The organism is Selenomonas sp. KH1T6, from assembly GCF_900108415.1.
In the GTDB taxonomy this organism is placed as follows: domain Bacteria; phylum Bacillota; class Negativicutes; order Selenomonadales; family Selenomonadaceae; genus Selenomonas_B; species Selenomonas_B ruminantium_A.
Genome location: NZ_FNWN01000003.1, coordinates 87,478 through 111,227 on the forward strand (window position 1 = coordinate 87,478; position 23,750 = coordinate 111,227).

Below are 23,750 nucleotides of genomic sequence, written 5' to 3' on the forward strand. Positions count from 1 at the left end.
CTATGGAATCGAAGAAACTATTCGCCGGTGAGCGCTGCTTGCTTACCGATGATACTGGCTTCTGGCGCGTTGTCTCCGGGCGGGTGGAGATCTATGCCACCACCAGGACAGGTGAGGACATTTCCTTTCACCAGTGCTATCTGATTGACAGGGCACCGGGGGAGGCGGTCTTTCCTGCTTTGGACGAATTCAGGGAAATCCGCATGCAGATTTATGCCCTGGAGGATGCAGAGCTGGAGTTCGTGCCCTGGCAGCAGCCGGAGCTGGGAGAACTGCGCCTGCTGATGGAAGGCTGGTTTGCCTCCCTGATTCGCATCAACTGGCTGCGGCTCCTGGCTGACAAGGGGGACGATGTGCTCCAGTGCTGGCGCAGGAAAAAACTGTTTGGTGAGGCGGGCAGCCATGATGAGCTCATGGAAGCCTTCCGCGCGCATGAGGAAATTCTCTCCATGCTGCTGGGAGTGCGCTTCGGCGCCAGTGACAAGCGGCTGGCCTACCATATCCGCAAAAGGGAAATGGCCAAGGCCGTGCTGGTGGAAAACGGCATCAGGAGCCTGTTGGGGGAGGAGCAGCTTTTCTCCGGCCAAAGCGAGATAGCAAGCGGCAGCAAGCTCACTCTGGATGCAACCTTCGCCGTGCGGCAGGTGGCCGAGAAGCTCAGGATGCCCACGGAGGCCATTGCCCTTGAGGCGGAAAGCGCCAGAGGGCTTGATGATGTGGCTCTGCTGCGCCGCCTCATGCAGAAGGGTAATATGCAGATGCGCCTGGTGACCCTGCCTGAGGACTGGTGGCAGAAAGATTCAGGGGTCATGCTGGGCTTCTACACTCCCCCTGGCAGCAATGATAAGGAAATAGCGGCCCTGGTGCCTGTTGACCCAGAGCATTACCGCCTGGTTTCTGCGGAAAGACCAGAGGGGCTGGAGGTCACGGGGGAGACCGTCAAATACATTGCCAAAGATGCTTTCCAATGCTATGCGGGCTTCCCTGCCCGGGCCTTGAAGCTCTGGGACCTTATCAAGTTCATGTTCCGCCAGTGCTGGCTGGCGGATTACCGCACCATTTTGGTGTGCAGCCTCTTTGCGGGGCTTATTCCTCTGGCAACCCCCATCATCACCGAGACCATCTTCCAGGATATCATTCCCATCCTGGACAGGCAGGGCCTTGCTACTGTCACCCAGGCCCTGATGGTCACCAGCTTTACCACGGCGGCCCTGTCCATCGTGCGCTCCTTTGCGGTGATGCGCATTTCCACCCGCATCGAAGCAGCGGCGGAGGCTGCTATGTGGGGGAGGCTCATGAGCCTCCCCACCAAGTTCTTCCGGCGCTTCACCGTAGGGGAGCTGGCCAGCCGCATGGGGGGCATCGGCATTGCCAAGAATCTTGCTTCAGGTGAGTTTGCCACTTCGATCCTCAGTTTTATCTTCTCCTTTTGGAGCATCTTCCTCATGTGCTACTACAGCTTCAAGCTTACAGCGGCGGCCATTGCCGTCTGGGCTGTGTACTCCGTCTTCGTGGCCCTGGTGCTCAGGCGGGTGCTGTTCTTCCAGCGGAAGATCATCGAGGCGGGGAACAAATCGGCGGGCACTGTGCAGCAGATTTTCGCAGGGCTGGCCAAGTTCCGGGTACAGGGGGCGGAGGAACAGGCTTTCAGCCTCTGGACCCAGGCCTTCGGTGAGCACTGGAACTGGAGCCTGAAGCTGCGGTGGCAGGACAACTATACTTCCATCATTGCCAGCATCCAGCCCTTCATCCTCACCATGATCCTCTACTGGATTGCCGTCTACGGCATGAATGAAGTGGGGCCGGATGGAAAAACGGTGCAGACTGGCATAGGCTATGCCCAGTTCATCGCCTTCAATGCCGCCTACTCCAGCTTCAACGGAGTCATTGGCGGGGCCTTGGGGCTTATCAGCCAGTATTTTGCCATCCAGCCCCAACTGGAGAACCTGCGTCCCATTCTGGAGGCGGTGCCTGAGACTACGGAGGAAAAGCAGGAGGCGGGGAAACTCAGCGGCTCCGTGGAGGTCAGCCATCTCTCCTTTGCCTACACCCATGTGACCCCTGGTCCGAAGGGAGAGGCAGTGGAGACGGAGGGGGACGAGGTGCTGAAAGATGTGAGCTTTTCCATCACTGCCGGGGAAAATGTGGCCATCGTGGGCAAGTCCGGCAGCGGCAAGAGCACCTTGGTGCGGCTGCTCCTGGGCTTCGAGACCCCCAAGCGGGGCAGCATTACCTTTGACGGGCAGGACCTGTCGGAGCTGGCCCTGCCCTCTGTGCGCTCCCAGATGGGAGTGGTGCTGCAGAATGGCCAGCTGATGACGGGGGATATCTACACCAATATCGTTGGTACCAGGATGCTGACCCAGGACGATGCCTGGGCGGCGGCAGAGGCGGCAGGCATAGCCGAGGATATCGCCTGCATGCCCATGGGCATGCAGACCGTCATCAGCGAGGGCAGCAGCAATATCTCCGGTGGCCAGCGGCAGAGAATCCTCATTGCCAGGGCCTTAGTGGGCAGGCCTGCCATCCTCATCTTCGATGAAGCCACCAGCGCTCTGGACAACCGCTCCCAGGCCATCGTCACCCGCAGCCTGGACAAGCTGAAATCCACCCGCATCGTAGTGGCCCACCGGCTGTCCACCATCAGGAAGTGCGACCGCATCATCGTCATGGACGAAGGAAGGGTGGCAGAGATGGGGAGCTTCGACGAATTAGTGGCAAAGGGCGGGCTGTTTGCAGACCTTGTGAAGCGGCAAGTGACTGGCAGAGGGAATCGGTCAGTGGCAATGAAAGGTTAGACGTAGCTTTTCTTAGTATAAGCAATGAACTAGCAGGTTTTACCTGCCCCGCTTGCGGGGGCGCGTTAGCGCGGGAGCCCAGTGGGCTCCCTGGCAGGGGACCACCGAAGGTGGTGGAAGGGGGGAAGAGCAGATGAACAATGATATTCTAAGCCAGTTGCCCTCCTCGCCCCTTCCACCGGCTACGCCGGTCCCCCTTCCCCGTTTCACGGGGCAGGTAGGGTCTGCATCGCAGTTTGCATTCTATACATACAATCCTCTACACCTCAGGAAGGTGAACATATTATGAATAAATTCGCATTTATAATCGCAGCAATATGCAGTGCAATATCATTTCCTTATCACACAGCCGCAGCTGAGGCCATAGGGCTGACCCTCACGGACAGCATCGAAATGGCTATCCTCACTGATGAGTCCATAGAAGGGGCTGAGGCAGGCAGGGAGGCGGCCCTGCATGCCTGGAAGGCTGCCCGCAGGAGCAAGGGCCCCACTGTCAGCTGGAACGCCCAGGCCCTGCGCATTGGGGGGCGGGATTACAGATCTGCCAAGAGGGCACATTCCCTCTACGGGGACCCTCATCCGGCTCAGGTCAAGGTAGGCGATGTCTTGGGAGCGCTGCCTGTCTATGCCAATCAGACCGTGGGTTCCTATGCCTATGACAACACCTTTTCCAACAGTTGGAGCCTCTCGGTGCCCATCTACACCGGGGGCCAGCTGGAAAATCAAATCAAGTCGGGGCGCTACCAGCTGAACAAGGCTGACCTGACGGTGGAAAATACCCGCCAGACTGTGCGCTATCAGGCAGCTGAAGCCTATGCCAACCTCCTCCACTATGAGAATCTGGCCGGGGTGGCCAAAGATGCCGTGGACATGGGCCACACCCAGCTGGAGCTCATCCGGGCCCAGTTCGAGGAAGGGGCGGTGGCCGAGGCGGACATGCTCGCCATGAGTGTCAGCATTGCCAACTACAAGCAGAATCTGGTGAATGCCGAGAAGGCCGTGGAGGTGGCCAAGTCCACCCTGGCCAGCATCGTGGGCCTGCCCCAGGACACGAATGTGGAGCCCCTGGATCACTTTTCCTACGAACCCTATGACAAGGATCTGCCTGACTGCGAGGCCTACGCTTTGGAGCACCGGCCTGACGGCATTGCGGCCGACTATGACATCAAGGCCGCCCAGGCTCGTAAGAAAGCCGCCAAGGCTGGCTGGCGTCCCAGGGTTACGGGGGTGGGCACCCAGAGCATTGCCGGCAACGCCCCCTTTGCCAGTGAGCGCAGCAACAACTGGCAGGCAGGGCTTTCCGTCAGCTGGAACCTCTTTGACAATGGGGTGACCACGGAGAATGTGCGCCAGGCAGCCTCTGTGGTGGACCAGTATGAGGCCGGGGCCCGCAAGACCCGCAAGACCATCCAGCTTGAAACCCGCACTGCCTGGCTCAATATGAAGGCGGCGGAGCAGAATATCCAGGAGACAGCTGTGGCCGTGAAGCAGGCTGAGGACAGCTATACCATTGCCCAGGTGCGTTACGAGGAGGGCGTGGATATCCTCCTTTCCGTGACGAATGCCCAGGAAAAGCTGACCCAGGCCAGGTCAAACTACATGACGGCCCTTTATCAGTACAACCTTTCCCGGGCCGCCCTGGAAAAAGCCATGGGAGTGCCCGTGGCCTTTGATGCCTCGGTGTATACCGAAGCCGAGCAGGAAGGCGCATCTGCCGACGAGGCCCTGGCGGCAGCCTGGCTGGGAGAGGAAGAATGAGTGAGGCGTAAAAAGCCGCCGGGAAGAGAGTGATATCTTCCCGGCGGCTTTTTGTGTGCCGATCTCAAATATTTACCAGCCATTCGGCCAGGCTTCTCTTTTCGGAGTCGAAGCTCACGCCAATCTTGAATACCTGCCGTGGGTCGGCGGCGAAGGGGGCGGCGTAGCCTTTGTCCTCAATCTGCTGCAGGGCTTCCTGGGCGGGTTTGTCCACCTTGAACTCGAAGATGTAGACAAACTGCTCAGTCTCAACTATGCAGTCGGCCCGTCCCCGGCTGCTGTGTACCTCGCATTGCACGAACTGACCTAGCAGGGTGAAGACCATGTATAGCACCGACTGGAAATAATGCTCGAAGGGGGCATCCCCCGTGGTGTAGGGGATGCTGGCAAAGAGGGCGGTGAGGATGTCGCCCATGCCCTCTGTGTCACCTGCATTCACGCAGAGGCGCAAGGCGTAGATATCTTTGCCGGAACTGGGGACAGCAATGGGGGCGTATTCCGGCAAAAGGCTTTTCAGGAAGCTGTATTTTACCTCCCGGTTTGGAAATCCCAAAATATACAGGTCAGCAGCATCATCGTAGTCGGTGATAGTAAGATAGCCGGTTTGGTAGAGCAGGGGGATAATGTCGGGATTTTCATAGCGGTAATCTGTGAGAGAATACTCATCGGCGTAAAGGGTTCGATTGGTGAAGCGATTTGCATCAAGGCCCACCTGACGTACACGCCTGACCAGGAAAGTGGGAGTGCCGGTGGCGAACCAATAAGCCTTGAATCTTTTGTCTGCCAGGGCGTTCAGCAGGCTGAAAGGATTGTAGACACCCTCTCCTCTTGGATCGAAGTGATAGCCATCGTAATGGGCTTGTAAGGCTTTCAGGCAGTCGTCTTCGCTGAGATTAAGTGCCGAGGCCATGTTCTTTATTTCCGGGGCTAAATTTTTTTCCATTTCACCTTGGGTGATGCCGCAGATTCCTGCATATTCTTCAAGCAGGGAAATATCCCGCAGTTGGTTCAGGTCACTGAAGATGCTGACCTTGCTGAACTTGGTGACGCCGGTGATAAAGACGAACTGCAGGTATTTGTCATAGCTTTTCAGGGTGCCGAAGAAGCCCTTGAATACCGCCTTGTTGTGTTCTTCAAGTTCATCTTTCTCTAGTACCTCTAGCAGGGGTTTATCATACTCGTCTACCAATACCACGCAGCGGCGGCCGGTTTGTTCGAAGGCAGTTGCCAGGAGTTTTTGGAAACGTCCGCTCAAGGTGCCCTGTGCCTGGCAGCCGTAGATGGCTTCCCAGCCTTGCAGCATCTTGTCCAAAGCATCATCCAGGGCAGTATCGCGCTGATAGTTTTCGCCGTTGAAATCAAAGTAAAACACAGGATAAGGCTGCCATGCGTCCGCATTGCCCTTCTCCAGCTCTTCTATAGCCAGCTCCTCAAAGAGTTCCTTCCTTCCCTCCCAGTAGGCCGCAAGGGTGGAGAGGAAGAGGCTCTTGCCAAAGCGTCGGGGGCGGCTGAGGAAGTATTGGCCTGCGCTGTGAGCCAGATTGTAGACGTAACGGGTTTTATCCACATAGATATAGCCATCCTGGCGCAGTTTCTCAAAACTCTGCACGCCGATAGGCAGCCGCCGGATATTCTCTGCCATCGTCACCGCTCCTTTCCTGTAGGAATTTTCTCTCTTTGCTCCCATTCTAGCAGAAGCCTGTTGTATGTCAATACACCTGACGGCGCTTCATCAAAGGGTGCTGCCTGAGTTCAAACATTTTCGCAAAAAGTATAACACTTTCCTCTTTGGGCGGATATAAAGAACAGAAAGAAAAACAGCAAGGCAAAAGCCGGAGACGAAAATAGCAGCATGTTGAGCAGGAAAGATGAGGAGGAAAGGAAAATGAAGCGGGACGTAAGATTCAAGGATTTCTGGGGCCAGGTCAAGAGCATCCACACTCGCAGGAGACAGCTCAGGAAGGCACGGGCCATCTGACATAAAAATACATAAAGCCGCCGGGCAGAGAGAGGTATCTTCCCGGTGCTTTTTAATTGCTGGGAGCAATGTAAGGAATTTTGGGAAAAAGCAGGAAATTCCACGGGGGGGGAGAAGTATGTACCCAATAAATAGACTTATACACAGGCGGCAATTCAAGGGGAAGGGAAGGTCATCATGAAAAAGTATTTTTACCTGGGCATCGCGATTATTCTCATAATGGCTTTGGCCATCGTGGGCTATGGTGCCTGGCTCAATTATAGCGACGAACATCAGATAGCCAACCGCATGGACAACCGCAGAGTGCAACTCTCCGGAGCTCAGGCAGCCCAGCGGCAGCTGCATCCCACCCTGACCCTGCCTGCTGTGCGTTTTACCAGTGAGAACATGGCAGATGCGGTGGCCCTGACAGACGGGCGCATCATGCACTGGCAGGTGGGCAAGAACAGTCCTGTGCAGAAGGGGGATTTGCTGCTGACCATGGCCAATGAGCAGATACCCCTGAAGATCCAGCAGGCTGCCAGTGCCGTCCGCAAGGCGGAGGCTGTGCTGGCCCAGGCCTACAGCACCTATCAGCGGCAGGGGCGCCTCATAGCCAAGAACGCCACGGCCCAGGAAAAATATGAGGAATCCCTCTCCCAGTACCTGGCTGCCCAGGAGGCACTGCAGGAGGCTCAGGCCCAGTATCAGCAGTGCCTGGTAATGGAAAACTGGCTGAATGTGGAAGCTCCCCTGGACGGTGAGGTGCTGCTCATCTACCAGCGGGAGGGCACTTATGTGCAGGCCGGTACTCCCGTGGCCCTGGTGGGGGATTTTGACCGCCTTTCCTTTTCCATGAACTTGCCTGATGAAGACACCCGCCATCTGCGGGTGGGGGAGAATTCCGTCATGGCCTTCCCTCAGGGGCAGGACCTGAGCAAGGTCTACGATACGGATTACGCTGCAGGGAATGTGGGCTGGGGCCAGAAGGTGCAGGCCACATTGAAAGATATCGTGCCGCCCCTCTCAGAGCCTGCGGAAATACGTCGCACCGTCTGGGAGGTGGACAACCGCACCCGCACGCTGGAACCCATGACCTATACCGGGGTGCGCATGGTGACAGGCCAATCCTATACCTGCCTGACAGTGCCACTGTCAGCTATGGTGGACGGCAACTATGACAAAGTCTATGTGTTGGACGATGAGGGGAGGCTCCGGCTGCGGCAGGTGCGTACAGGCACCGACGATGACAGCTATATCGAGATCTATGAGGGCCTGCAGGAGGGCGAAGTGGTCGTGACAGGCAACATGGAAGGCCTCCATGAAGGCATGAAAGCAGAGATTTCTTTGGAAGGAGGGGGGCGCTGATGGCAGAGCAGGAAAAAAGTACCGCCCAGAAGAGGAACCGCGGCGGTGATCAGATTTTCAGCCAGGAAGCCCTGGACAAGATGCGCTCCCCGGAGAAACTGGATACGGTGCTGCCCATCACTACTCCCGTGGGCTGGATGGGACTGGTAGCTGTGGGAGTGATGCTGCTGGCGGTGGTCATCTGGTCCATCTTCGGCTCCTTCACAGTGAAGGCCGACGGCATGGGCCTCATCATGGATGCCGCAGGGGTGGCAAGGATCTCCACCACTTCTTCGGGACTGCTGGACGAAATCTATGTCTACCCCGGCAGCCGGGTGAAGAAGGGGGAACTGGTGGCTCATGTGAACCAGGCCCAGGAAACTGCTGCCGCCCGCATGGCCCAGTTCGGTCCGGAGCTGGCTGCAAGCGGCCGGGAGGCTGTGGGCCGGGTCCATGAGTTTGACTCCCGCCGGTATCAGAAGGAGGCGGCAGAGTTCATTTACTCGCCCTATGACGGCATCGTGGATGACGTCCTGGCCGAAAAAGGCAGCGTGGTAAGCGGTGGCACGCCCCTTATGAACGTGCGCCTGGCTGAAAGCGGGGGCGGGGAGCTGAAAGGCATTCTCTATATCCCAGTGGACAAGGGCAAGCGGGTGCAGAGCGGCCAGACCATCCAGCTGGCTCCCAACGGGGTGGATGTTTCCCAGACGGGCAGCCTCCTGGGCACTGTACGTTCCGTGTCCCAGTATCCCGTCACCCCCCAGTCCATGCAGAAGTCTTTGGGCAATGAGCAGCTGGCCCAGTGGATACTTCAGGCCCAGCAGAGCGCTGTTATGGAAGTGAGCTTTGATCTGGTGAAGGACCCGGATTCTGAGTCCGGTTATCTATGGACCTCCTCAGTGGGGGAGCACAAGCCCATTACGGCTGGCAGTTTCTGCACCGGCTCCATCATCATCGAGCGTCGTCCGCCCATCGAGAAGGTTTTCTACAAGCTGAGCCAATGGCTGAGAAACAGGTGAGCCTATGAGTTTGACAGAAAAAGTGAAAGGAATCTTCGCCGGGGATATCAGGCGGGTGAAGGTGCCCACTGTGCTCCAGATGGAAGCCACGGAGTGCGGCGCGGCGGCTCTCGCCATGATACTGGCCCACTACGGCCTCTGGATTCCCCTGGAAAAGCTCAGGGCCGAGTGCGGCGTGAATCGCGATGGCTCGAAAGCCAGCTGTGTCATACGGGCAGCGCGGAACAGGAACTGCGAGGCAGATGGCTACCGCTGGACGGTGGACAACCTGCTGAAGCTCGTGCCGCAAAACATCTTTCCTCTTGTCATACATTGGGAATTCAATCATTTCGTGGTGCTGGAGGGCATAAAGAACGGACGTGCCTATCTGAATGACCCTGCCATGGGGCGGCGCACGGTGCCACTGGAAGAATTCCGCACTTCCTATACAGGTGTGTCTCTCTACATCAGGCCTGGCAAGAACTTCAAGAAAGAGGGGCACCGCTACAATGTCTTCAAGGATATGACAAAAAAGCTGCTGGAGGATCGCTGGGCAGCCCTTTTCATCCTGCTGCTGGAGTTCTGCGCCATCATTCCCGGCCTGGCCGCCCCGGTCATGAACCAGATCTTCCTGGATGACATCCTGACTCGCAAGCACGTGGACTGGATGATGAATTTCTGCCTGGCTATGACCTTTTCTTTCATCATATCTGGTATCATTACCTGGCTTAGGGCCGTGGTGCTGACCCAATGGCAGAGAAAGCTCACCCTGGCAGATTCGTCCAGTTATTTCTGGCATCTGCTGAAGCTGCCCATGCAATTTTTCCACCAGCGCTATGCGGCAGAGGTGGCAGGGCGCGTGGGGTTCAACGAGTCCATTGCCGGGGTGCTATCCGGTCCTGCTGCTACGGCAGTGCTGGACTTATTTGTGGCTATTTTCTATCTGCTGCTGCTCTTGCAGTACAACGTGACCCTGACCATCATCGGCCTCATGTTCACTTCCGTGGAAATCGTGCTGTTCTTCGCTATGCGGCGCCACCTGACGGACCTCAATATGCGCATCCAGCAGGATGCGGGCAAGGCCTATGGCGTGGCCATGAACGGCCTGCGCATGATAGAGACCATCAAGGCCAACGGGGATGAGTCAGACTTCTTCTCCAAGTGGGCGGGCTATCAGACGAAGGTCCTCACGGCCTCCCAGGAGACAGCCCTGTGGTCCATGTCCGTGAAGATGCTGCCTACGTTGCTTTCGGGCATCAACGGTGCGCTCATCATGACCATCGGCGGCTTTTCAATCATGGAAGGTGCCATGACTGCAGGTATGTTCATGGCTTTCCAGCATCTCATGGGCAGCTTCGAGGCTCCTGTCAATGCTTTGGTGGGGCTGGGCTCCACCCTGCAGACCACGGAAATGCAGATGCAGAGGCTCAATGATGTGCGCCGTTACGAGGTGGACAGCCTGAACTTCCCCTCCGAGGCAGAGGAAGCGAAAAAATCTTTTCCGGGGGAAAGGCTCTCGGGGGAATTGACCCTTGAGGATGTTAGCTTCGGCTACAGTCCCCTGGAAAAGCCCTTGCTGGAGCACTTCAACCTCCACGCCTCTCCGGGCAGCTGGGTGGCGGTGGTGGGAGCTTCCGGCAGCGGCAAGTCAACTCTGGCCAAGATTGTCACGGGCCTCTATGAAGAATGGGACGGCACCCTTTCCTTTGACGGGGTGCCCCGGCGGCAGGTGCCCCGGCAGGTGATACAGAGCTCCCTGGCGGCTGTGGATCAGGATATCTTCCTCATCACCGGCACCGTAGCGGAGAACATTGCCCTCTTTGACACCACCGTCCGTCGCAGCGACATCATCGCTGCTGCCAAGGATGCCTGCATACACGAGGACATCATGAAATTGGACGGAGGCTATGAAGCCCAGGTGGCAGAAGGCGGGCTGAACTTCTCCGGGGGCCAGCGGCAGCGGCTGGAGATTGCCCGCGCTCTGGCGGTGAATCCCTCTATCCTGGTGCTGGACGAAGCTACCAGCGCCCTGGACCCCATCACTGAGAAACAGGTGCTGGAAAATATCCGTCACCGCGGCTGCACCTGCCTGATCGTGGCTCACCGTCTCTCCACTATCCGGGACTGCGACGAGATCATTGTCCTCTCTCGTGGCAAGGTGGTGGAGCGTGGCACCCATCGGGATCTGATAACCCACAACGGTCCCTACCTGCAGCTCATCACCGAGCGGGAGCAGGCAGAAATGGATAACATGGATTGAAGGAGGTAAAGCCCATGGAAAATACCCATACCTTGTTGGCAGGGCAGCGCTTCCTTCTGCAGGAGGAGGAAAAAATCGCCTGTGTGCTCTCGGGAGTCGTGGAAGTATATGCCGTGACCCGCACAGGGGAGGAGCTTTCCTTCCGCCAGTGCTATCTGCTGGCCATGGGAGAAGGAGAGGCCGTCTTCCCCGCTATGGACGAGTTCAATGAACTGTATCTTCAGCTCTATGCCAAGGAGGACACGGAGTTTTCCCTCTGCCCGCTGGAAGAAATGCGGGTGGAGGAACTGCGCCCTATGATGGAGCACTGGTTCCGCCGCCTGGTGGAAATCTCCTGGCTGCGGCAGAAGGCCGACAAGGGGGATGATATGCTGCAGGCCTGGCGGCAGGAAGGGCTTTTGGCAGATTTCGCCAGTCCCGCCGCCCTGCTGGCTGAGTTCCGGGAGAACCAGCAGATACTCTCCATGTTTCTGGGCATGCAGTTCGGCGCCGAAGACAAGCGCCTTTCCCGCCGCATCCGCGTCAGGAAAATGGCCAAGAAGATGATGGTGGAAAACGGCATCAGGGGCCTCTTGGGGGAGGAACAGCTCTTTGCCGGGGAAAGTGAAGGCGTGGCCGGCAGTCCCGAGGTCATGGATGCCGCCTTCGTGGTGGCACGGGTGGCCAAGGCTCTCTCCATGCCCACGGACAATCTGGGCATTTCCGAGGAAAAGGCCAGAGAACTGGAAACTGTGGGACTGCTCAGGGCTATGACCCAGAAGGGCAATATGCAGATGCGCCTGGTGACTCTGCCGGAGGGCTGGTACAAGAAGGACACCGGGGTCATGATTGGCTTCTACTCCGGGGCTGAAGGCAGGAAGGAACTGGCAGCTCTCATCCCCGAGACTCCGGAAAATTATCGCATCGTGCTGAGGCGGAAGCCGGAGGGCATCCCTCTCACAGACGAGGAAGCCAGGAAGCTGACTCCCGATGCCTTCCAATGCTACGCAGGCTTTCCTGCCAGGGCGCTGAAGCTTCTCGATTTGGTGAAGTTCATGTTTCGCCAGTGCTGGATGGCAGACTACCGCACCATCATCATCTGCAGTCTCTTTGCCGGACTTATTCCTTTGGCTACGCCTATCATCACGGAAACCATCTTCCAGGATATCATACCTATCCTTGACCGGCAGGGGCTGGCCACAGTGACCCAGGCCCTGATGGTTACCAGCTTTACCACGGCGGCCCTGGGTATCGTGCGTTCCATTGCGGTGATGCGCATTTCTTCCCGCATCGAGATCAGCGCCGAAGCCGCCATGTGGGGACGGCTCATGCAGCTGCCCACCAAGTTCTTCCGGCGGTTCACCGTAGGGGAGCTTGCCAGCCGCATGGGGGGCATCGGCATTGCCAAGAGCCTGGCCTCCGGGGATTTTGTCACCTCCATCCTCTCCTTCTTCTGCTCTTTCTGGAGCATCTTCCTCATGTGCTACTACAGCCTGAAGCTGACGGCGGCAGCCATTGCCGTCTGGGTGGTGTACGGCATTTTCGTGGCCTTTGTCCTCAGGCGGGTGCTGTTCTTCCAGCGGAAGATCATTGAGGCGGGGAACAAGTCTGCCGGCATGGTGCAGCAGGTTTTCGCAGGGCTGCAGAAGTTCCGGGTGCAGGGGGCGGAGGAACAGGCCTACAATCTCTGGTCCCGCGCCTTTGGCGATCATTGGAACTGGAGCCTGAAGCTACGCTGGCAGAACAACTACACTTCTATCATCGCCAGCATCCAGCCTTTCATCCTCACCATGATTCTCTACTGGATAGCCGTCTATGGTATGAACGAGGTGGGGCCGGACGGCAAGACCGTGCAGCATGGCATCGGCTATGCTCAGTTCATCGCCTTCAGCGCCGCCTACTCCAGCTTCAACGGCGTGGTGGGGGGCATTCTGGGGCTGGTGAGCCAGTATTTCGCCATCCAGCCCCAGATGGAGAATTTGAAGCCAATTTTGGAGACCGTGCCTGAGACCACCGAGGAAAAGCGTGATGCAGGCAAACTCTCCGGCTCCTTTGAGGTTAGTGGCCTCACCTTTGCCTACACGCACATAGTGCCGGATTTGCAGGGAGGCACCATGGAGGTGGAGGGCAAGGAGGTGCTCCACGATGTGAGCTTTTCCGTGGCTGCCGGGGAGAATGTGGCCATCGTGGGCCGCTCCGGCAGCGGCAAGAGCACACTGGTGCGCCTGCTCTTAGGCTTCGAGGTTCCCAAGCGGGGCAGCATCACCTTTGATGGGCAGGATTTGTCGGAGCTTTCCCTGCCTTCGGTGCGTTCCCAGATGGGGGTGGTCCTGCAAAACGGCCAGCTCATGACGGGAGATATTTTCACTAATATCGTAGGTACGAAGATGCTCACCCAGGATGATGCCTGGGACGCTGCGGAAGCGGCAGGCATAGCCGAGGACATCGCCGAGATGCCCATGGGCATGCAGACTGTCATCAGCGAGGGCAGCTCCAATATCTCAGGCGGCCAGCGGCAGCGGCTGCTCATCGCCAGAGCCCTGGTGGGGAAGCCCTCCCTGCTGATTTTTGACGAAGCCACCAGCGCCCTGGACAACCGCTCCCAGGCCATCGTCACCAGGAGCCTGGAAAAGCTCAAGGCCACCCGCATCATCGTGGCCCACCGGCTTTCCACCATCAGAGGCTGCGACCGCATCATCGTCATGGACGACGGCCGCATCGTCGAAAGTGGGACTTATCAGGAACTGGTAGACCAGGGGGGCCTCTTTGCCGAGCTGGTGAAACGCCAGCAGGTGGCATGAAAAAGGTCAGTTACGAACTCTATACACAGAAGGTGACCAAGGTATGAAAAAAGCAATAGTTTTAGCAATAGCCGCACTTTCCTGCTGCCCCTGGGGCGTGGCTGCGGCAGATGATAATGAGGAGCTGGAGGCAGCCTTGGGGCAGGAGGCGCTGGCTGCCGCCGAGCCCGCAGGCCTGCCGGAAGAACTGCCTGTGGAAGGCCCCGTGCGTTTGAGCCTGGCTGAGAGCATCGGCCTGGCTCTGGATACAGATGAGACCATCGAGGCTGCCGAAGCCAGCAGGAAGGCGGCCCGCTGGGACCTCTCCGCCGCCCGCCGCGCCAAGGGCCCCTCTATCACCTGGAATTCACAGGCCTACCGCATCGGGGGCAGGAATTACAGGTCGGCCAGGATGTCCCATGCCAAATATGGCAATCCCCATCGGGAAAAAGTCCCTGTGGGCTACGTTATGGGGCAGATACCTGTGCTCACTACCCAGACCGTAGGTTCTTATGGCTACAGCAACACCTTTGCCAACAGCTGGGGCTTGTCCATTCCCCTTTATACCGGGGGTCAGCTGGAGAATCAGATTGCACTCAATCGCTACCGGCTGAACCAGGCAGACCTGACGGTGGAGAACCAGCGCCAGCAGACCCGCTACAAGGCGGCTGAGGCCTATGCCAATCTGGTGCACAGGGAAAATCTGGCCCGTATTGCCCGGGAGGCTGTGAACATGGCGGATATGCAGCTGAGGTTCATTTCCGACCAGTTCAGCGAGGGAGCCGTAGCCAAGGCGGATGTGCTGCTGATGGAAGTCCGCCGCTACAACTACCGGCAGAATCTGGTGAACGCCGAAGGTGCCGCGGAGGTGGCCCGCGCTACCCTGGCCAGGGTGGTGGGACTGCCCCGGGGGACAGTGGTGGAACCCACGGATGCTTTCACCTATGAGCCATATCCCCGTGATTTGGCAGAATGCGAGGATTACGCCCTGGCGAACAGGCCCGACGGACTGGCGGCAGAATACGCCGTGAAGGCCGCCGAGGCCAAAAAGGAGGCGGCCAAGGCAGGCTATCGTCCCCAGATCAAAGGGGTGGCGGGCCAGAACATCGCTTCCAATGAGCCCTTCCGCAGCGAGCGCAGCAACAGCTGGGAAGCCGGCATCAGCCTGTCCTGGAGTCTCTTTGACAACGGCGTGACCCGGGCCAATGTGGGCAGCGCCAAGGCTGCTATAGAACAGTACGAAGCCGAGGCCCGCCGGGTGAAGAAAAACATCGCCCTGGAAACCAGCTCCGCTTATACGGAGATGAAGGCGGCCGAGGCGAATATCCGCGAGGCGGCTGCTTCGGTAGCCAAGGCGGAGGAAAGCTATATGATCGCCCAGGTGCGTTATGAGGAAGGCGTGGATATCCTCCTTTCCGTGGCAGATGCCCAGGAACGGCTCACCCAGGCAAGATCGAACTACTGCACGGCCCTCTATCAGTACAACCTGTACCGCGCAGCTCTGGAAAAAGCCATGGGGATGCCCGTGGGCTTTGATGCAGCTGTTTACGATGAGGCCGCCCAGATGGGGGCTTCCGCTGACAAGGCGCTTGAGCAGGCAGAAAAATTTTTGCAGGAGGAGGAAGAGGAGGAAAAATAATGGCAAAAATCGCGTCATTCCCCATCAAAAAGGACACGGACTACTGGGGTCGTGTGGCCCAGGCCGCTGTCACGGATGAGGGGGCGTTCACAGAGCTGTATGAGCATTTCTTCCCCCGGGTTTACAAGTTCCTGCTGAAGAGAACTCTGGACAGCACCCTGGCAGACGAGCTGGTCAGCGATACTTTCCTGCGCTGCTTCCAGCATCTGAAGGATTATGACCCGGAGCGGGGGGCCTTCTCTACCTGGCTTTTCCGCATTGCCCAGAACGCCATGAACAAGCGCTATGGCTCCCGGGAATTCACTACGGAGACTGCCTGGGATGAGGCTTTCGACCCTGCGGGGCCGGACAGCGAGACCCCAGAGCAGCAGGCCCTCTCTGCCGAGCGCAGCGAGGCCCTGCGGAGCGCCATCAAGCAGCTGCCGGAACGCCAGCAGAAGATATTGGAAATGACCTACTGGCTGGAAATGAAGTCCAATGAGATAGGGGAAGCCCTGGGCATGGCCCCCAGCTCCGTGCGGGTGGCCTTGAAACAGGCACGGGACAGCCTGCGGAAGATATTGGGAGAAGAGTAGGAGGTAATCATGGCAGAAAATATCATATGCGAGGTCAGTGAGTATAAGGGCTGGACGCTCTTTTCCCTGGGAGGGTGCCTGGACAAGACGAATGCCGGGGAAGCCGGGGACAGGCTGAATGAGCTCGTGCAGCAGAGCAGCAAGCTGGCGGTGGAAATGTCAGGTCTGGAATACATATCCAGTGCGGGCATCAGGATACTCCTGCGCGCAGGCAGGCAATGCAAGGCCGAAGGCAAGGCCTATGCCATATGCGGAGCTGCCGGCTTCGTGAAGGAAGTCATAGAGGATGCCAATCTGGATGTGCTGGTGGCGATGTACCCCAGCGAAGAGAGTTTGCCATAATTGAAAGGGGGCAGGGCCGTGGAACTCAAGATAAGGGGCAAGGCCCTGCTTTTTATCGGTACGGCGGGACTGTGTACCTCCCTGCTTTTGGGAGGCCTTTTTCTTTGGGGCATGACTGCTTCGGAGAAATTGCTGGACAGCAAGACGGAAGAGCTGTCCGGGGCGGTTACCCTGGAAGCGGAGCGTTTCGCCGGGGAAGAAATGCAGAAGCGTCTGGAAGCGGTGGTGCGCCAAAAGGCCGCCTACATAGACCTTTTCATGATAGAGATGCAGGGGGATGTGCGGCTGCTGGCCCATCAGGTCACCAAGCTGATGAAGGAGGGGCAGGCTGTCTCCCCGGGGCTGGTGCATGACCCCAGGCAGGAGGTGGTGCGCTCCGGGCAGCTGTATTTCCTGGCCGGAGCCGCCGGCGGCAGCCCCACCCCGTCAGCTTTGCGGGCCGCCCAGGCAGGGGAATTCATAGAGCGCATTGCAGAGAGCCATCAGGTGAAGCCCCTGCTTTTTTACATTGGTTCCAAAGAGGGTTGGAGCCTGCGCATGGATTTCCTGGCAGCTGCGGAGGACCTCATCAACCTGCCCCCGGAGGTCGTGACGCCTGCCTATGATGCCAGGGACAGGAACTGGTACAAGGCAGGGCAGGAGGCCCTGGGGCAGGATAAGCCCGTCTATCTGCCCCTCTATGTTTCTCTGGGAGGGGAGGTCCTCATTAACTGCGCCATGCCCTATGAGGATGAAGAGGGCTTTGCCGGGGTGGTGGGCCTCTCCCTGCCGCCGGCGGCCCTTTATCAGGAAATCGAGGGGGAAGTGCTGTCCGGTGACAAGATAGCCTTTGCCCTGAATTCCCAGGGGCAGGTGGTCTTTTCCTCCATCCGGGAAGGGGTGCTGGCATCCAACCGTCCGGATTTTGACCTGAGAAGTGCTGAGGACGAGGGAATCGCCGCTGCCGCAGAGGCCATGCTGACCCATCAGAGCGGCTCCCGCCGTGTGCAGGTGCAAGGGGAGGACTATTATCTGGTCTATGCCCCCATAGGTGAGACAGGCTGGAGCCTGGGTGAGCTGGTGCGCAGCGAGGAAGTTCTCTCCGATGCCCAATCCCTGGGCCGGCAGGTGCAGGAAGATCTGCAGGAACTGCAGGGGGCGGCTGGCCCGCTGTTCCCCCGCATGAGACTCTTGCTGCTTTGCTCCTTCGGCCTGCTGCTATTGGTGCTGGCCTATGTGAGCTGGCGCTGGGCCCGCCGCTTCACGGAGCCGCTTTTGGCTCTGTCTGAAGGAGTGGGCCGGGTGGCAGGGGGACATTTCGAGGAGAAGCTGACCCTTTCCACCGGGGACGAGACAGAGGAGCTGGCGGATAGCTTCAACCTCATGACCGATGACCTGCAGGCCTATATGGACAGTCTCGCCGCCGCCCAGGCGGAAAAGGCCAAGGTGGAGGCAGGACTTGATGTGGCTGCCTCCATCCAGCAGGGCCTGCTGCCCCGGGAGATTCCCCAGAGCGAGAAGTTCTCCCTCCATGCCTGCATGGAACCTGCCAGAGAGGTAGGGGGAGATTTCTACGATTTCTACTGGCTGGATGAAAGCCATCTGGCCCTGACAGTGGCCGGGGCAGCCGATGCCGCCGGGGAAAAGGGCCGGGGCATTCCTGCAGCCCTTTTCATGGCCATGGCCCGTCTGGTGCTAAGGAACTGCCTCCTGGCAGAAGGAGCAGTCGACCTGGCCGCCGCCTGCCGCAAGGCCAGGCAGCGCATAGGGGAGGAGAGCCGGGAAGGTCTTTCTCTCACGGCCTTCGTAGGTGTGCTGGACACAAAAACAGGGGAGCTGGCCTACGTGAACGCCGCCCCCGCCCTGCTCCTGCACGAGGGCAGTCCCATGAGCCTGCCGGGAAGCGCCGAAGACATCCGCCAGCAAAGCATACGTTTGTCCAGGGGGGGCCTCCTCTGCCTCTACACAGCCCACAGCGCCGCAGAGGGCCAAGGACTGCCTGAGCACCTGCAGGAAAAACTCCCCGCCGCTGCCACACCTGCCGAACTCACTGCGATTATGACCGACCTGCTGAAAGCAGCGGGGCAGGAGGGAGATGTCACGGTGCTGGCCCTGCGGTGGGAGGGGTGAAAAATCATAACACTTGTCCATATCCGGGGATATAAAGAACAGAAAGAAAGCAGTGCAGACTCATGGCAGGAGGGATTTGAGATGAAGAACGATGCAATGGGCATCCCCATGAATGATATGGACCTGGAAATGGTAGCAGGAGGCGGGACCTACTATATGCTCCGCTACAAGAAGCGTCCCGATGGCAGATATGATGCTAACTGCATTACCTTTGAAGGGGATCTGGATAAGTGGAATGCCTTCGTAAAAGGGACTCCGGCGAGCAAGCTGCAAGCGAGGATCCGCCCAAAGATCAGCCGTGGTATTGACCCGAAATACATCCAGCAGTACGTGGAAAGACATCGCCAGAGGGGCTATGTCATTCAGGAAATAACAAACGGCGAGCTGTAAGCTGGGTTGCATTCATTAAAAAAGCAGTTTCCAGGTGGATACTGCTTCCGGACGGACAAAATCCCCAGCTGGGGATTTTTATTTCCAGAAAATCTTAAAATACCTATAACACTTTTCCTGTTGAGGGGATATAAAGAACAAAGAAAGATATATCGTTAGGGAAAGGAAGTAATGATCATGACTAGCACCAAACTCGAACAAGACCTGGAGAAATTTGATTTCTCAAGCTGCCACTCCGTCAAGGAAAGGCTGTACCAGCAGCTGCTCAATATGCACCGCATGGAAAACTCCGCCAGCCATAATCTTTGGGCAGGTAAGAAGATGGGGGACGAGGAGATGGATTGGGCTGCGGCCGCAGGCAATCCTGCCTTGCAGAATAACAAGGTTGACCCCAGAGGCAAGAAATGAAACCGGGCATAAGGAAGAGACTGTTCCTGCTCATGCTGTCCGGGAGTGCCCTCAGCTTCCTGTTTTTGGGGCTGCCTGTCCTGTACGGCATCTATGAGCTGCAAACTATCGTGGGCCAAAAGGAGGAGGCCATCTCGCGGGAAATTTCCTACTACACCACGGACTTTGCCAAGGAACAGGCCCAGGAGCAGATGGAGAGCGAAGCTGAAATCCATGCTGGCATCATGGCTTATGAGGCAGAGGAGGTGCAGTCCGATGTACTGTATCTCGCCGAGGAGCTGAAGGCAATTCTCAATTCTCCTGAGCAGTATCCTTCCATAAATTTACCAAATGCTACTTACGAAGCTGTTCCTGCGGGAACAGCTTATGTCCATTTCAGCCCGGAGCTGGCAAAGGCGGGCCTTACACCGGAACTGGAGCGGGAAATCCGCGCAGTCTCCAATCTGGCCACCACCATGGTCAGCCTGAGCCGTTATTATAAATGCGTGTTTGTAGGCTCGAGCCACGGCTATATGATCCGTGTGGATAAAAGCGAAACGCCGGGAGCTCTTTCACACCTGAGCATGGAACGCTGGCAGAAGACTTATGATGTCAGGGACAGGGCCTGGTATCAGTGGGGGTTGAAGCAGCAGACTATTGCCTTCAGCAGTGTCTATGAGGGGACGGATGGCATTCCCATTATTTCCTGTGTCATGCCTTATTATGATGAAGATGGCCTGGCAGGGGTGCTGGGGGTGGACTGCGAGCCGGGGAACGTCCTGCCCATTGATCAGGAAGGGGGACTCTCTTGCTTTGTGCTTGGCAAGGAAGGAGAAGTCTTGCTCTCCCATCTGCCCCAGGAGCTTGCCAGTGAAATTCCGGAGGGGAAGAACCTCAGGGAAAGCCCCATCACCAGCCTGGCCTTCGCCGCCCGCCGCATGGTGCAGGGCAACGTGGGCTATCGAAAGGTGAGGCTGCTGGGGGAGGAGTACTACCTTTCCTATGCCCCGTCCCCCAAGATTTCTTGGAGCGTGGGCACTCTTATTCAGAAGAAAAAAGTGACCAAGGCTGCAGGGGAAGCCCAGTCCCGTATGCTGGGCCAGTTGGATGAGCTGCGCAGCTCCTTCCAGCGGCTTTTCGTCACCCTGCTGCTGGCGGTGCTGGGGGTGCTGCTCTTGGCCGTGGCGCTGGTGTCCTATGGCAGTGCCCGGGCCTCGGATTTCTTCTGCCGTCCTTTAAGAAAGCTGATGGCAGCGGCAGGGGAAATCTCCCGGGGTAATTTTTCCTGCAAGGTGGAGGTGCAGACGGGAGATGAGTTGGAGCAGCTGGCCTCTTCCTTCAATGGCATGACAGACGAGCTGGAGCGCTACGAAAAGGAGATTGCCAGTACGGCCCGCGAGACTTCCCGGCTGGAGGCGGAACTGGCGACGGCAGCCCATATCCAGACCAGCCTGCTGCCGGCCCCGCTGCCTCCCCGGAAAGAGTTCCAGCTGGCGGCAGCCATGTATCCTGCCAAGGAAGTGGGGGGAGATTTCTACGATTTCTTCTATGTGGATGAAGAGCGCCTGGCGGTAATCATCGCAGATGTGTCGGACAAGGGCGTGTCGGCCGCCCTGTTCATGGCTGCAGCCAAAACCGTGCTGAAGAATTCGATTTTGTCAGGGGCAGAGGGCAGTTCTCTGGCAGAAGCCGTGGCCGCGGCCAATGACCAGCTGTCGGCAGATAATGATGAGGGGCTGTTTGTGACGGTCTTTGCAGGTATCCTGCATCTGGCCACAGGAGAATTCGAGTATGTCAATGGGGGGCACAATCCGCCCCTGCTGCTAAAGGGAGACAGTATGTCTTACCTGCCCCTGACCAAGAAAAGCCCGGTGCTGGGCATGATGGAGGGCCTGCCCTTCGAGGCAAAAAGCATCTGCCTTGGCAAGGGTGACCGCCTGTTCCTTTATACGGACGGTGTGACAGAAGCCATGGATGAAAATGGGCAGATGTTCACCAAGGAACGCCTGGAAAAGAAGCTGAACCTGCTCTCTGCCAAGGCCAAGCCGGGGGAGGTCATAGAAAATGTGCTGATGGAAGTAAAGCGCCATGCCGGAGAGGCAGAGCAGTCCGATGATATCACCATGCTGGCGCTGAAGTATATAGGCGCAGATGCATAAATATGAAGCTGGTGAATTGACATTGGTCCTTTCCTTGACACCGGTCCCCCATTTGCTACAATTGAAGCAAAGAGAATGTTCCACCATGACAGGAGGAGTGAGGGACATGGCAGAAGCAATCAGGAAGCTGCCCATTGGGGTGCAGAGTTTTGAGGTTATGCGCCAGGAGCAGTTCCTGTATGTGGACAAGACCCGTTATATCTATGAACTGGCCCATACCGGGCGGCAATATTTCCTCAGTCGTCCCCGGCGCTTTGGCAAGAGCTTGTTTCTTTCTACCTTGAAAGCATATTGGCAGGGCAGGAAGGAGCTCTTTGAAGGGCTGGAGATTGCGGAGTTGGAGAAGGACAGCGAGGGGGCTTTTGAGCCGTATCCTGTGTTTTACTTTGACTTCAACGGGCAGGATTATCAGGCGGCGGCTTTGGAAGATGTGCTGGACGGGATGCTGTCGGACTGGGAGAAAATATATGGCTGTGAGAAAGGGGGGCTCTTGAGCGACAGGTTTAAGAGACTTTTGGAAGCCGCCAGGGAAAAGACCGGCAAGAAATGCGTAGTGCTTGTAGACGAATATGACAAGCCGCTACTTGAGGTGTTGGAGAACGACGAACTGGAGGAGCACAACAAGGCAGTCTTCAAGGGCTTCTTCGGCACTTTGAAAACCTATGATGAACACCTGCGTTTCGTCTTCATCACCGGCGTCACCAAGTTCAGCAAGGTCAGCATCTTCAGCGATCTGAACCAGTTGCAGGATATTTCCATGTTTGAGGAATACAGCGGCATCTGCGGCATGACCGGAGAGGAGATTTGCGCTAACTTCCAGCCGGAGTTGCAGGCCATGGCAGCAAAGCGCAAGATGAGTGAAGAAAAATGCCTGCAGAAATTGGCCAGGAAATACGATGGCTACCACTTCTTCCCCGGCTGCCAAGGGGTATACAATCCCTTCAGTGTCCTGAATGCCCTGAGCAAAAAGGGGTTCTCTGATTTTTGGTTCTCCACTGGCACGCCCACCTTTTTGGTGCGGCGGCTGAAGAATATGCACTTCGATGTGCGGCAGTTTGCGGAAAATACCATCTATGCGGATGCGGTGAATCTCAGTGACTATCGGGCGGATAATCCTGATATAGTGCCCCTTTTGTATCAGACAGGCTATCTTACCATTGTAGGGGCTGACAGCGAAGAAGGGCCGTATATTTTGGGCTTTCCCAATGAAGAAGTCAGGCTGGGCTTCCTGAAAAGCCTTTTTCCCGAATACGCTCCTACGGCAGTCACGGGCAGCGGCAAGGATATCTTCGCCCTGCGCAGTCACATTCTGGCGGGGGATACAGAGGAGCTGAAGGAAACCTTCGCGGCTCTCTTTGCCAGCATTCCCTACACTACCAAAGACGCTCCTTTCGAGCATTATTTCCAGACGGTTGTCTATCTTGTCTTCACCCTGCTGGGCCAGTACGTCCACGCTGAAGTCCACAGCAGCCGGGGACGGGCAGACTGTGTGCTGGAGACGGATAAGTTTGTCTATATCTTCGAATTCAAGGTGGATAAGAGCGCCAGGGAGGCCCTGGAGCAGATTGAGGAAAAGGGGTATGCCGCGCCCTACGGAGCGGACGAGCGGCAGCTTTTCAAAATCGGTGTGAACTTCGACTCGGAGAGCAGAAGCCTCTCGGAGTGGCTGGTGGGATGAGGGTTGCATTGAGTTTGGACGAGGGCTGGAAACAGCCCTATTTTTTTGCCTGCGGCAGGAAAAAAGCCTATTTTGTCGAATTTTGGCAAACATGGAAGAATTTCGTCTTTTAGCTCCGCTAAAACGGGATTTTCTGCTTTAGGAAAAGCTGGTATCTGTCGATAAAATATTTAGGAACTGAATAGGTGAGGAAACTGTCCTCCCCCCGGAGACGCAACAAGATGGCGAAAGTCACTTGTCTCCGGGGGGGGGACAGTCGCATTTATGGGGGAGGGCTTGTGATGGATTTTGTCTTTGATTTGCAGAGGTTTGGTTTTGATTTATCAAACAACGTTGAGGTGGAAGGAGGTTACAATACTACGACGTTTTATTGTTGTATGTATGGTACTACTCCTAAGTATACGCAGAACAATGCGTTTGCACGTGCAAAAGTTACGGTTTCAGAAGTGACAGTGGATCAGCGTACTAATCCATATCATCCAGGGGCTAGTGATAATTACGCTATATACAAGCCAGAAAATATAACATCTATCAAGATGGTAGGTAATATTGATGGATCTGACATGAAACTTCCTGATGGAAAATATCTGGCAT

The 23,750-nt window shown here is 57.1% G+C and carries 15 protein-coding genes; 14 read left to right on the top strand and 1 reads right to left on the bottom strand.

Annotated elements, in window-relative coordinates; genetic code table 11:
• Positions 1-2: 2 nt before the first annotated feature.
• Both BLW59_RS03105 and BLW59_RS03110 read left to right on the top strand, forming a co-directional pair.
• Entirely contained in the window at positions 3-2,798 is a 2,796-nt protein-coding gene (locus tag BLW59_RS03105; protein WP_074696097.1) for an NHLP bacteriocin export ABC transporter permease/ATPase subunit, read from the top strand.
• A gap of 285 nt (positions 2,799-3,083) precedes the next feature.
• Positions 3,084-4,556, top strand: coding sequence for a TolC family protein (locus BLW59_RS03110; protein ID WP_074696099.1), 1,473 nt, complete (start codon positions 3,084-3,086; stop codon positions 4,554-4,556).
• 64 nt (positions 4,557-4,620) lie between these two features.
• On the opposite strand, the gene BLW59_RS03115 is transcribed toward BLW59_RS03110, so the two are convergent.
• The gene (locus BLW59_RS03115; protein ID WP_074696101.1) at positions 4,621-6,198 is read right to left on the bottom strand and encodes an ATP-binding protein; all 1,578 of its coding nucleotides are present in this window, start codon (positions 6,196-6,198) and stop codon (positions 4,621-4,623) included.
• A 513-nt stretch (positions 6,199-6,711) separates the two neighbouring features.
• Between BLW59_RS03115 and BLW59_RS03120 the strand changes: the two genes are divergently transcribed.
• The 12 genes from BLW59_RS03120 to BLW59_RS03175 all read left to right on the top strand — a co-directional run bounded on the left by BLW59_RS03120 (position 6,712) and on the right by BLW59_RS03175 (position 23,156).
• On the top strand, positions 6,712-7,881 hold the full coding sequence (locus tag BLW59_RS03120) for an efflux RND transporter periplasmic adaptor subunit (protein ID WP_074696103.1): 1,170 nt from the start codon (positions 6,712-6,714) through the stop codon (positions 7,879-7,881).
• Complete coding sequence (locus BLW59_RS03125; protein ID WP_074696105.1) at positions 7,881-8,879, top strand: HlyD family efflux transporter periplasmic adaptor subunit; 999 nt, start codon at positions 7,881-7,883, stop codon at positions 8,877-8,879. The genes BLW59_RS03120 and BLW59_RS03125 overlap by 1 nt, the downstream gene beginning before the upstream one ends.
• Positions 8,880-8,883: 4 nt before the next feature.
• Positions 8,884-11,118 (top strand): NHLP family bacteriocin export ABC transporter peptidase/permease/ATPase subunit, encoded by a 2,235-nt coding sequence (locus tag BLW59_RS03130; protein WP_074696107.1) that lies wholly within the window; start codon positions 8,884-8,886, stop codon positions 11,116-11,118.
• 14 nt (positions 11,119-11,132) lie between these two features.
• Positions 11,133-13,898 carry an NHLP bacteriocin export ABC transporter permease/ATPase subunit gene (locus tag BLW59_RS03135; RefSeq protein ID WP_074696109.1) on the top strand — a complete coding sequence of 922 codons (2,766 nt, stop codon included), beginning with the start codon at positions 11,133-11,135 and terminating at the stop codon, positions 13,896-13,898.
• Between the two features lie 43 nt (positions 13,899-13,941).
• Positions 13,942-15,516, top strand: a complete 1,575-nt coding sequence (locus BLW59_RS03140; protein ID WP_074696111.1) for a TolC family protein — start codon at positions 13,942-13,944, stop codon at positions 15,514-15,516.
• Positions 15,516-16,091 (top strand): RNA polymerase sigma factor, encoded by a 576-nt coding sequence (locus BLW59_RS03145; protein ID WP_074696113.1) that lies wholly within the window; start codon positions 15,516-15,518, stop codon positions 16,089-16,091. Before BLW59_RS03140 ends, BLW59_RS03145 begins: the two co-directional genes overlap by 1 nt.
• A 9-nt stretch (positions 16,092-16,100) precedes the next feature.
• Complete coding sequence (locus BLW59_RS03150; RefSeq protein ID WP_051650113.1) at positions 16,101-16,433, top strand: STAS domain-containing protein; 333 nt, start codon at positions 16,101-16,103, stop codon at positions 16,431-16,433.
• Between the two features lie 18 nt (positions 16,434-16,451).
• Complete coding sequence (locus BLW59_RS03155) at positions 16,452-18,542, top strand: cache domain-containing protein (RefSeq protein ID WP_139283519.1); 2,091 nt, start codon at positions 16,452-16,454, stop codon at positions 18,540-18,542.
• 81 nt (positions 18,543-18,623) lie between these two features.
• A complete protein-coding gene (locus BLW59_RS03160) occupies positions 18,624-18,932 on the top strand; it encodes a hypothetical protein (protein WP_074696117.1) in 309 nt (102 codons plus the stop codon).
• A 177-nt stretch (positions 18,933-19,109) separates the two neighbouring features.
• A complete protein-coding gene (locus tag BLW59_RS03165) occupies positions 19,110-19,340 on the top strand; it encodes a hypothetical protein (protein WP_074696119.1) in 231 nt (76 codons plus the stop codon).
• Positions 19,337-21,478 carry a SpoIIE family protein phosphatase gene (locus BLW59_RS03170; RefSeq protein ID WP_074696121.1) on the top strand — a complete coding sequence of 714 codons (2,142 nt, stop codon included), beginning with the start codon at positions 19,337-19,339 and terminating at the stop codon, positions 21,476-21,478. The genes BLW59_RS03165 and BLW59_RS03170 overlap by 4 nt, the downstream gene beginning before the upstream one ends.
• A 106-nt stretch (positions 21,479-21,584) precedes the next feature.
• A complete protein-coding gene (locus tag BLW59_RS03175) occupies positions 21,585-23,156 on the top strand; it encodes an ATP-binding protein (RefSeq protein ID WP_074696123.1) in 1,572 nt (523 codons plus the stop codon).
• Positions 23,157-23,750 lie beyond the last annotated feature (594 nt).